Source organism: Cellulophaga sp. (assembly GCF_039943695.1).
GTDB lineage: Bacteria > Bacteroidota > Bacteroidia > Flavobacteriales > Flavobacteriaceae > Cellulophaga.
Map to the genome: position 1 here is coordinate 1 of NZ_JBDVAA010000073.1, position 11232 is coordinate 11232.

The following is an 11232-nucleotide window of genomic DNA, read 5'->3' on the forward strand; positions in this document are numbered from 1 at the left end:
GGTAATTAAATCTTTATTAGATAGTGAGTCATACTCAAAAAAATTAACTTTTCATTATGCTTTTCCGTAATAGTTTTTATAGCTTATTAATTAGATTTACATTCTAAATTTAGAAAGTCAATTAATAGCAATAAAGCAATGGGGAGTATCAAAAATTTTTTGCCTAAATTTAATTTAGTTGAAGAGAGTAAGCAATATAAGTATTCATTTACAATATTTGTGCCTGTTTACAATGCAGAACAAACAATTTATAGAGTTTTTGATGCACTAGACAAACAAACTTTTAAAGATTTTGAGGTTGTAATTATAAACGATGCATCTACTGATAATTCTCATTCTGTAATAGAAGATTATTTAAAGAAGGTTGACTACCCAGTTAGATATATAAATAATAATATTAATACTCATAAAATGAGTATTATGCATCAAGCCATACATATGGCCGAAGGAGAATTATTTCTTATACACGATGCAGATGATAGTTGTTTGCCAAGTACATTACAGGTTTTTTATGACGAATTTAATCAAATACCTACTGAAAAGAGAGGTGAATTTTCTGGTGTAAGTTGTTGTTGCGTAGATCAATACGATAAACTTGTTGGGAATGAGTTTCCAAGTAGTCCTTTTTATAGTAACGCATTTGAATGCCAATTATATCATAATATTTTTGGAGAAAAGTGGGGCGTAACCAAAACATCTTTATTAAAAAACATAAAGATTAAAGATGAAATTTTTTCAAAAGGTTTTATTCCAGAAAGCTTTTTATGGTTAACATTATCTTCTCAAAATTATAAGATTAAATATATAAATGACAGACTAAGAATTTATTATGTAAATGAGAGTGAAGATAATTTGTCAAGTTTAAGTTTTAGTAAAAAAGCTTTTGGTATGGCAGTTTATTCATTAATGTTTATAAATTTTTTTTATAGAAATCATTTATTAAAAAAGCCGTTTTTATTTGTTAAGAGGACAATATCGCTGTTAAAGTCTTCAAAGTATCTAAAGTATAATTTAAGTAATTATGTTAAAAGTATAGATTCTTATTTAATGAAATTTGTGTTTATTATTTTTTGGCCTATCCGTAGATATATATAGAATAAAAAAAGGTTTTTCTTTAGAAAAACCTTTTTTTAAGTATTTAATAATCTACTAAATTTAAATATTCTTCAATATTAGTATAACCATCACCATCTTTGTCAAGTTTACTGTCATCTGTATTTATGTCAAAACCATTCGCTTTTTCCCACACATCTGGCATACCATCACCGTCTGAGTCAAAATTTGATGGTCTAGTCTTAATTGGTGTTTTTGATATGGTTTGAATAAAGTTCTTGTAATGAGAGTAAACAGACCAATCTTCATTCCATTCAAAGTCACTTGGGGTGTTATTTTTTATGTTAGAAATATAATATTTATCTAAATCACTAGTATTATCTACTACAGTTCCATTTTCTGTAAGGTATTTATTGTTACCTGAGTCATTAACCACCACATCCATTACACTTTCTGTATCTAACAAAGGCAATGCAGAACCTAGTAAAGAGAATGAACTTTCAGATTTGAAACTAATGGGTAAGTGCTGAGGATTTGTTAAAGTATATGATTTTCCCGCATATGACCAAGTACTGTGTGTTGACCAACTAGTCCAATTGTCTGCTTTTTGATCTAAAAGGAAGTCAGGTTTTATTAAATTTCCTGCACTATATATTTTTGCAGAGCCAGGAGAATCTTTTCCTGTATATTTATTCAATATGAGTGTATTTGTATTTTTTCTCTTTCCTTTATGAAAATAATTATTTATGTGATTTAACTTAATTGCACCACCAGCATTTGTTAGTCTATATCTAAAGTTATATATCATATTATTTAAAACGTCGACCCTACCTGCTGCATTTGGGTTAGGGAATCTATGACTGCAATCATATATCAAATTTTGTTGAAAAGATAAGTCATGAGATAGATTTTGTCCATTAGAACCTCCTCCCATTATTGAAGCTGTATTAGATTCTGCTAGTATAGATCTTTGTACTGTTATATTATATGAAATATCTCTAAATTCAATAGCTTCATCTCCTCCCCATGAGGTAGAAATATGATCTAGTATTACATTATTTACATTGTTCATTTGTATACAATCTGAGTTTGGTCCATTTTGTATAAAAGTGGGTCTAATGCTTATATATCTTATTATGATATTTTTAACATTAGGATTCCATTGGTTGTTTGACATTATTATACGTTGCCCTGTTAGTGTTATACCTCCTTTGGGAGCAGTTTGTCCTGCAATAGTAAGGTCTCCATCGTGTATATTTAAATTTGTTAGTAGGTGAATAGTACCTGAAACATCAAAAACAACAATACGGGGACCGTAGGCCATTACAGCTTCTCTTAAAGAGCCTGTACCACTATCGTTTAAGTTGGTAACATGTATAACTCTACCACCTCTTCCGCCTGTTGTGTAAGCACCTGCTCCGTATGCAGTAGGGAATGCTTTTAATTCTTTAGAAACTGTTTCATCTATTTTGGTGTCACCACCAGAATTAGGGTCAGTTTGATTATTAGACTTTGCTATATCTTGGTCTATAGCTTGTGCAAATAATTCTTCATCTTGGCTGCAAGATGCAAGTGTTAAAAATGCAAAACATAGTAATGTTATCATTTTTTTTGGCGTATTTTTTCTTTTTGGGGCACTCATAACTTTTAGGTACAGTTTATTGTTCTATTAACTTCTTTATAAGGTAGATAAGGGGGTTATCTTTTATATCTTTCTAACATACGTAGTTAAACGTATAAAAAGATCACTTTATCGTGTAGAAAGTACTTAATCGACCATATTTTCGATGTAATGCATCTTTTGTTAACTTTTTGCACCCGTTTTTAACATATGACTAACATCCATTATGTTTTAAAACAAAAAACTCACGCTATTTAGCGTGAGTTTTTTAATTTATATGAAGTTGATATAATCTAATTCATAAAAAATATTTTTACTTTTTTTATTAGTTTAAATAAAAACGTTGCAATTCTTCAGAAGCGGTTTTAATGTCGTAACCAGAGGTAACAATCTCCTTGGTACGATCTACTTTTGCATTATCTTTATGTTCTATAACCTTATCAGCCCATTTTTTAGCACTTTCTGTTAGAGACATAAAATGTACCAAATTGGTAACTTTAACTTCTGTGGTAACAGTATCAGAAGCTATTACAGGTAAAGAACTAGCTTGAGCCTCTACAACTGTTACCGGTAAACCTTCATATAATGACGGAAATAAAAAGACATCAAAAGCTTGTAGTAGTTCCGGAACATCACTTCGCATACCTAATAACAAAACGTTATTACTAATATCTAATTCTTTTATTTCTTTTTCTATAATGTCTCTTAAATGACCATCACCAGCTAGCACTAGTTTAGCAGTAGGCTCTTTTTTTACTATTTCTTTAAAAATATGCAGTAAAAAATAGTGGTTTTTAGGCGTGTCAAACCTGCCAACATGGCCAATAACAAAATTAGAGTCTATGCCTAACTCTGTGCGTAAACTTGTGTATTTTTCTTTATTTGGTATAAAAGTAGCAGAGTCTATAGCATTCTTAATTACTTTTATTTCTTTATTTTTTGTACCGTATAGCCATTCTCCAGCTTTTTCTGCACAAGCAAAATAATGTGTTGCATAAGTACTGGTTTTTTTTCTAATTAAATGGTACAAAGTGTTTTTAATTGTTCTACCCGCTTGTACATTTTTATTTAGTATATTAAATACTGCATAAGGGTTTATTGTGGTATGGCTGTGTGCTATACGTATACTGCATGTTTTTTGTGCATGTTTAAGGACCATAAAACTTAATGCATTTAAATGCGAGTGTACAATAGTATATTCTGGGTGGCTAGCAAAAAAATCTTTTAATTGTTTATTATATTTAAAATAGTTTTTAGGCGATATAGCACAAACTTTATAAATACGGCCGCCTAATTCTTCTATTTCGTCTTCGTAAGCACTCTTGTAAGCTCTATGTAATAAAAAGTCGAATTGCACTTTTGATCTATCTACATTTCTGTAGTAATTCATCACCATAGATTCTGCACCGCCTCTTCCCATATTGGAAAGTACATGTAGTATACGTATTGGTTCTTTAGACATAATGTAGTATGAGCTAATTGAGTTAGGTTATAATTGGTTTATGAAATTAGAAAAGACTTTAATTTGTCTTTGTAATTCATATAGTAAAAGTCAGTTTTGGCAGTATTATAAGCTTCTGCTGCTATTTTTGTTTCTAAATGTGTATAGTTTTCTACAATGTAAAGTAATTTATTAAACATTGCTTTTTCATTATTTGGAGGAACAATAAACCCGTTAATACCATCTTTTATGTATAAACTATTGTCACTAATATCTGTAATTAAAATCATTTTTTTATGATTTAAATAATCAGATAACTTAGTAGAAAATCCGTACTTATTTTGCTTTGTATATCCTCTAGGTATAACCAATAAGTTTTGTTGGCTTAAAAAAGTGTTAAACTCTACTTCTCCTAAATTACCGTAATAGGTAATAGTGTCTTGTAAATTATAATTAAGAATGGCCTTGTCTAACAAAGCTTTGTTTTTTGGGTTTGCACTACCGCATAAGTTAAATGATATGTTATGCCCAGCTTCTTTAATTTTTGCAATAACAGCAATAAAAGAGGTTAAGTTTTCTTTACTAAGAGCTATACTGCCAGAAAAGCCAATATTAAATGCGTTTTGCTTTATGTATTTAGTAGTAGAATTTTTTAACTCTTTATATGGGTTTGTAAGTATAGGAATACGTATTGTATTTTTATTAAACTTATGACCATATTTTTCTATGGCGGTAGAGATACATATATGTCCGTTATAAAAATAGAGTAGTGCTTGCATTAAAAAAAAAGAAGATTTAAATACTATTTTTTTTAATGAATATTTAATATTTTTAATAGAAATAGAATCATGGAATGCAGCAGAATACATACGTACTTCATTGCTCTCAAAAAATACAGCTTGTTTTTTTAATCCTTTTAAGTAGAATAAACTAAGAGTTTCTAAAACAACTAAAGGAGAAGGGTAATGTATAAAAGTAGCTTTACCTTTTTGTTTAGCAAAGGAGTAAAGATTTTTTAAATAGTTGTAGGTCTTTATTGGATTGTGAAAGACTTTACTTTTTTGCTTGTGAACAAAAATATTTTCATCTACTTCTTCAAAATCTTTATCGTTAAAAGCCTCTGCACAACAAGTTGTTAAATATACTTTGTTATTGCTATTAGCCAGTGCTTTTGCATAGTATAACACACGTGTAGCACCTGCACTTCTTTCAAAAAAATCATCATTACTGTAGATGAAAATATTATGTTGGTTCATTAGTATTATTTGCTATATTATTCGCCCTTACGCCAAACAACTCTGTTTATATAATCTACGTAAGATATAATTATACGTACTACTTTTTCACTAACGTTAGGCATAGAGTAATCTGCTACTTGTCTAAAGTTACGTTCAGGATTTCTTTTTTGAACTTCTAAGGCTTCTAAACCTTGCATAATACGTTCAGGATTTAAACCTACCATCATTACAGATGCTTCTTCCATAGCTTCTGGTCTTTCATGTGCTTCTCTAATGTTTAATGCATTAAAGTTAAGGATAGAAGATTCTTCAGAAATTGTTCCACTATCAGATAAAACAGCAAAAGAATTGTATTGTAAAGCATTGTAATCTGAAAAACCTAGAGGTTTTAAAAATTGTATGTTTTTATGAGTTTCCATTTTTTTAGCATCTAACATATTCCGTGTTCTAGGATGTGTAGATACAATAATTGGAAAATTGTACTTTTCGGCAATTTGATTTAAAGAGGTAATTAGTCCTTCAAAATTTTTAGGATTACTTATGTTTTCCTCTCTATGAGATGAAACCACAAAATACTTTTGTTTTTCTAGATTTAATTTTTCTAAAACGTTAGAGGCTTCAATTTTAGCTCTAAACTGATCTAAAACTTCAAACATTGGGCTACCTGTTTTTATTATTCGGTCTGCAGGTAAACCTTCTTTTAGTAGGTATTCTCTAGCAATATCACTATATGTTAAATTAACATCTGCAACATGATCTACAATTTTACGGTTTGTTTCTTCTGGTACACGCTGGTCAAAACATCTGTTACCAGCTTCCATATGAAAAACAGGGATTTTTCTCTTTTTAGCCGGAATAGCACATAAGCAAGAATTTGTATCACCTAAAACTAAAAAGGCATCAGGATTTACATCTTCTAAAACAGGATCTATTTTTATCAAAATATTACCTACTGTTTCTGTTGCATTTTTTCCAGCAGCATTTAAAAAATGATCTGGTTTTCTAATCCCTAAATCATCAAAAAATATTTCATTTAATTCATAATCATAGTTTTGTCCTGTGTGTACAAGTATATGTTCTATGGCAGGGTTAGCATCTAATGCATTTAAAACACATGCTAATCTTATTATCTCTGGTCTTGTTCCTACTACTGTAAGTACTTTTAGCTTTTTCAATTTTTTAAATTTTAATTAGATACTGTTATACATTTACAAAATATGTGTCTGCGTCTTCTTGATTGTAAGGTTCATTAATCCAAAATAGCGTAATTAGTTCTTCTTCTCCAATATTTTTAATATTGTGTGTATACCATATAGGCATATCTACATATGCAGGTTCTTTACCATCTAAATAATAATCTATTACTTCATCAGTACCAATTTTACGCAATTGTATAAGTGCTTTACCGCTAATTACCGCAAAACGTTCTGCTTTTCTTGTATGAAAATGATTTCCTCTGGTAATACCAGGAACTGTTGTAGAAAATGAAAACTGACCACTAGTTTGTGTTCTTGCAATTTCTACAAAACTACCTCTTGGGTCTGTGTGTTTTGTATATTTTACCGGGTAATGATCTGTAGGTACATAACAACGAAATGTATTAAATAGTGCTTTTTCAAAAGTTTCTTCAAGACTAGGGAAAATACCATTTTCCATATAATCTTTTTTATACTGTTTAAGTAAATCTAATATTTTAGAAACCTTTTTAGTGTGTGGAGCAGCAATAGCTACTTCTGAAGCATTTTTACCAATATTAATGGTGTTTTCTGCCTTACCAGTTATAGCTTGTATGATAATGGCAATTAACTCATTAACATATATTAAGTTAACATCACTATCATTAATAATTGTAGGCTCTTCGCCATTGGCTACCTTGTGGCAAAACGTAGCTACAACAGAGTTGTAATTAGGCCTCCCAAAAGGCCCAAAAACATTAGGTATAGTTAAAGAAGTAAATTTACCATTAGTGTTGTTAGCCCAATTTATAAATTTTTCTTTACCTTCTTTTTTAGATTTACCGTACAGGTTCTCTTTTGTTTCTTGTGATGAAGAAGAGAATAAAATATGGGGTGTTACATTTTTACTTACACAAGCAGCAAGTAAATCATCTACTAAAGCAGTATTTGTATTGTATATTACGTTAGCATCTTCATGCCTGTTCATTGCAGCTAAATGAACAATTACATCACAAGATGCTACAAAATTCTCTAACTTTTCTTTATCAGAAAAAAAAGCTCTCTCAAATGGGATTAATGTTACCTTTTCATCTAAAGATAAAGTGTTGTACAAGTGGTTTCCAACAAAACCAGCTTGCCCCGTAATTCCAATTTTTTTCATGGTAGTGTTTCTTATAGTTATTGGTTAATAGGCCATTCCTCTAAATTAAATCTAAAATCATCAGCAACAGATTCTTCTACAGAAAAATTAGAAAAAACTAAAAGTGTAGAATTTTCTTCTTTTGCTTTAAAAGCTGTTGCATAACCACCAGTAATATGTAAAACAGATGGTGAATTAGAGTAAAGAGTTATTTTTTGTGTTTGTTGCTCTTCTTTGGAATTATTAAAATATGTTAACGGAGCTAAATAAACAGTAAAAGAACCAGCAGAACAATAAAACCATTTGTGTTCTTTAGCGTGCCCTTGCCAACCTCTTATGTTTGTTACTGAAGCAGGAGAAATCTCATACATCCTAACAACATCTCTAAGATCAAAATCATTAAAGAAATTTAGTTTGCCTCTCTCATCTGTATGAGAATTTCCCGTTATTATATTGTGTGAAACCATTTAAAGATTTTCTTTGATATAATCTAAACCTAATAAAGTTTCTTTTATTTGTGTATTGTTTAAGCGAGTTGTGTTGTGAGAATGGTAATCTTCAATCTTACTAATATCAGTTTCACCTTCAGAAAAATATCTATTGTAATTTAAATCTCTGTTATCTGCCGGAATTCTATAAAACTCGCCCATATCTTCTGCTTTCTGCATTTCTTCACGCGTACACAAGGTTTCATACAATTTTTCACCGTGTCTGGTACCAATAATTTTAATATCATTATCAGCTTTATAAATGTCTTTTACAGCTTGTGCTAACTCTCCAATTGTACTAGCGGGAGCTTTGTTTACAAATAAATCTCCTTGGTTACCATGTTCAAACGCAAATAAAACTAAATCTACAGCATCTTCTAAAGACATTAAAAAACGAGTCATGTTAGGGTCTGTAATAGTAAGTGGTTGGTTTTCTTTAATTTGATTTACAAATAAAGGTATTACCGAACCTCTAGAGGCCATTACATTACCATATCTAGTTAAGCATACAGTTGTTTTATTTTCTGGAATATTTCTTGCAGCAGCAACGGCTACTTTTTCCATCAAGGCTTTACTAATACCCATTGCATTAATTGGGTAAGCAGCTTTGTCTGTACTTAGGCAAATAATTTTTTTAACATCATGCGCTATAGCAGCATCAATTGTATTTTGTGTTCCAAATACGTTTGTTTTGGCGGCTTCTATAGGGAAAAACTCACACGAAGGTACTTGTTTTAATGCAGCGGCATGAAAAACATAGTCTACACCAGACATAGCTCTAGAAATGCTATTGTAATCTCTAACGTCTCCTATGTAAAATTTTACTTTATCATTTTTTAGTCTGTTACGCATATCATCCTGTTTTTTTTCATCACGGCTGAATATTCGTATTTCTTTAATGTCTGTTTCTAAAAAACGATTTAAAACAACATTACCAAATGAACCAGTACCACCAGTTATTAAGAGAGTTTTACCTTTAAACATGTTTATTTTTTTTTATAAAATTAATATAATAATATAGCATCACAATTAAATATAGACAACTCGCCAATATCTTAGTTATTATGGCGCCATTCATTTGAAAGTATTTTATAAGTAGTGTATATCCTAAAATATTTATAGCACCAACAAAAAATGCTGCATTGCGTAACTTTTTTCCTTCACCTTTGGCTCCTAAAAATCGATTAATTAAATCTCCTAAGCCATGAAAAATAAAGCCAAGGATTAAAAATTTAGCAATATTTGCAACAGGTAGGTAGTCTTTAGAGTAAAATTGTATAACCACATAATCTATTAATGAGTAAAAAATTACAAGAGCAAACGCTGTTACAGCAATACTAAAAAGAACAACTTTAGTTGGTATTTTAGGGAGGTGAACAAATTGTTTAAAATAGGTAGTGCCCATTACAGAAGGGATTATTAGTAACGGACTACATACAGTTAATGCAAGCATAAAAAAACCAACTTGTTTATTATCGTTTAAAAAATAAGAAATACAAATACCTGCAATATTAGCTGTAGCAACGCCCGCCAAACTGCCATAGTATATTGGCCTGCCATTGTGTTTGTTTTCTTTGTATAATTCTTTAACTAAGCTTTTTTTGTAGTTAAAGTTTGGTTTAATGGTGATTAATACAATTATGGTGGTGATAAATAATAAACCATAATATAGTAGTAAAACATTATTAACATTTAAAGTTGTAGTTGCGCTTATAGTGTAGGCTACAATAGCGTATGCTACCAAGGGTATAATAGTTAATAAAGCTAAGGTGTATATTTTATGAAGTCCTTTTAAAATTTCTAACAATGCTAAATTGGCTATAATTGCAGGTACAATAAAAAAATAAGTTCTAAATGTAGATCCAAAAGTTTCTTTAAAAAATAGGGGTTCTATAAAAGAATAAATAAAAACTAAAAGGACACCTACTGCAGATATTATGCTAAGTATAACTACAAATAATCCTAAATATTTTTTTTCTTTTACAGCATTGTTGTTTATTGCTATTAAGCGCGTAATAGATATAAAGAAACCTACAGAAACTAAACTTGCAATTAAACGTACTACAGTCTCTATATATTTAAAATCCCCAAATTTTTCTGGACCTAAAACTTTTGTATTAAGTATGCTTATTATAAAACCTAAAAGAACAGCAATAAAACTAGCGCCATACATAGCAAAAGTTTTTTTAAATGCTAAGAGTTGTTTTATCATGGAATGTTGTTACTAAATTTATACAGTACACGCCCTAATATAATACTCATAATTATAAAAAACAGATCTACAGACATTGTAGAAAATATAGCTAAGCCCGATAATCCTAAAAACCAAATTACAAGCACAAAACACTCTACCTTAGTTTCATAACTTAAGCCTCCTCTAAATAACATATAAATAGGAATACCACCACTTAAAAACGCATAGCATAAAAAAGGTATAAGCCCTCCCCACCATATTAAATAGAGCCATTGATTATCTACCGAAGTCCAAGCTTCTGCACCTAAAGAATAAGAAGCAAAAACACCGCTTCCTGTTACTAAATGGGAAAAATCTAGTTGAGAAATGAAAACTTTTAATTGTTCTGTTCTTGAATCATGTGTTCCTCTGTTCATTAACAAATCAAAAGAAGCACTTAAAATTTCTGTGTTTATTACTAAGTAGGTTAGTATAAGACTTCCTATACCAAGAAGTACAAGATATCCGCCTTTCTTTTTAGTATTAAAAAAGTCGAACATTACAGTTACAAAATATATTATTAAGAAAGATCTTGTCTGTATAACTAAGGATAGCACAATTCCTATGATAAGAATATAAACCCTTAGCCATTTTAATTTTTTATAATTTTTTAATATTAAGAAGGCATAAGGAGCTATCCAAATATAATTTACGCCGTATACTCTATATTTACTTAAGGCTTGTGACCGCCAACCACCTATACCAAAATCTACAAAATTGTATAGCGTTAGTATTGAGATGTAAATAGCGGCAAGAAATATAAATTTTTTAAAATTTTCATACCTTTTATCGCTATAGCTTACAAATATAACCCCTAAGCAGATCCATGTACCAATACCTTT

The 11232-nt window shown here is 30.0% G+C and carries 10 protein-coding genes; 1 reads left to right on the forward strand and 9 read right to left on the reverse strand.

Annotation, left to right across the window (positions count from 1 at the left end):
- The first annotated feature begins 138 nt into the window (after positions 1-138).
- The gene (locus ABJD66_RS05355) at positions 139-1095 is read left to right on the forward strand and encodes a glycosyltransferase family 2 protein (protein ID WP_348129048.1); all 957 of its coding nucleotides are present in this window, start codon (positions 139-141) and stop codon (positions 1093-1095) included.
- A 43-nt stretch (positions 1096-1138) separates the two neighbouring features.
- Here the strand turns inward: ABJD66_RS05355 and ABJD66_RS05360 are convergent, their stop codons facing one another.
- The 9 genes from ABJD66_RS05360 to ABJD66_RS05400 all read right to left on the reverse strand — a co-directional run.
- On the reverse strand, positions 1139-2659 hold the full coding sequence (locus ABJD66_RS05360) for a hypothetical protein (RefSeq protein WP_348129051.1): 1521 nt from the start codon (positions 2657-2659) through the stop codon (positions 1139-1141).
- A 340-nt stretch (positions 2660-2999) separates the two neighbouring features.
- Positions 3000-4136 (reverse strand): glycosyltransferase family 1 protein, encoded by a 1137-nt coding sequence (locus ABJD66_RS05365; RefSeq protein ID WP_348129054.1) that lies wholly within the window; start codon positions 4134-4136, stop codon positions 3000-3002.
- Between the two features lie 38 nt (positions 4137-4174).
- A complete protein-coding gene (locus ABJD66_RS05370; protein ID WP_348129056.1) occupies positions 4175-5371 on the reverse strand; it encodes a glycosyltransferase in 1197 nt (398 codons plus the stop codon).
- Positions 5372-5388: 17 nt separating this feature from the next.
- Complete coding sequence (wecB, locus tag ABJD66_RS05375; protein ID WP_303542490.1) at positions 5389-6528, reverse strand: UDP-N-acetylglucosamine 2-epimerase (non-hydrolyzing); 1140 nt, start codon at positions 6526-6528, stop codon at positions 5389-5391.
- 25 nt (positions 6529-6553) lie between these two features.
- Positions 6554-7690, reverse strand: coding sequence for an NAD-dependent epimerase/dehydratase family protein (locus ABJD66_RS05380; protein WP_348129060.1), 1137 nt, complete (start codon positions 7688-7690; stop codon positions 6554-6556).
- A 17-nt stretch (positions 7691-7707) separates the two neighbouring features.
- Positions 7708-8136 carry a WxcM-like domain-containing protein gene (locus ABJD66_RS05385; protein WP_348129063.1) on the reverse strand — a complete coding sequence of 143 codons (429 nt, stop codon included), beginning with the start codon at positions 8134-8136 and terminating at the stop codon, positions 7708-7710.
- Positions 8137-9141, reverse strand: a complete 1005-nt coding sequence (locus tag ABJD66_RS05390) for a polysaccharide biosynthesis protein (protein ID WP_303542495.1) — start codon at positions 9139-9141, stop codon at positions 8137-8139.
- Positions 9134-10369 carry an oligosaccharide flippase family protein gene (locus tag ABJD66_RS05395; protein WP_348129067.1) on the reverse strand — a complete coding sequence of 412 codons (1236 nt, stop codon included), beginning with the start codon at positions 10367-10369 and terminating at the stop codon, positions 9134-9136. Before ABJD66_RS05395 ends, ABJD66_RS05390 begins: the two co-directional genes overlap by 8 nt.
- Positions 10366-11232: hypothetical protein (locus ABJD66_RS05400; protein WP_348129070.1), on the reverse strand; the 867-nt coding region annotated here is incomplete at its 5' end. The genes ABJD66_RS05395 and ABJD66_RS05400, both read right to left, overlap by 4 nt.

Bases quoted from the DNA above. Each gene is read 5' to 3' on its own strand.
- ABJD66_RS05365 (WP_348129054.1), bottom strand. From the start codon at position 4,136: ATGTCTAAAGAACCAATACGTATACTACATGTACTTTCCAATATGGGA.
- ABJD66_RS05390 (WP_303542495.1), bottom strand. From the start codon at position 9,141: ATGTTTAAAGGTAAAACTCTCTTAATAACTGGTGGTACTGGTTCATTT.
- ABJD66_RS05395 (WP_348129067.1), bottom strand. From the start codon at position 10,369: ATGATAAAACAACTCTTAGCATTTAAAAAAACTTTTGCTATGTATGGC.
- ABJD66_RS05380 (WP_348129060.1), bottom strand. From the start codon at position 7,690: ATGAAAAAAATTGGAATTACGGGGCAAGCTGGTTTTGTTGGAAACCAC.
- ABJD66_RS05385 (WP_348129063.1), bottom strand. From the start codon at position 8,136: ATGGTTTCACACAATATAATAACGGGAAATTCTCATACAGATGAGAGA.
- ABJD66_RS05355 (WP_348129048.1), top strand. From the start codon at position 139: ATGGGGAGTATCAAAAATTTTTTGCCTAAATTTAATTTAGTTGAAGAG.
- ABJD66_RS05370 (WP_348129056.1), bottom strand. From the start codon at position 5,371: ATGAACCAACATAATATTTTCATCTACAGTAATGATGATTTTTTTGAA.
- ABJD66_RS05360 (WP_348129051.1), bottom strand. From the start codon at position 2,659: ATGATAACATTACTATGTTTTGCATTTTTAACACTTGCATCTTGCAGC.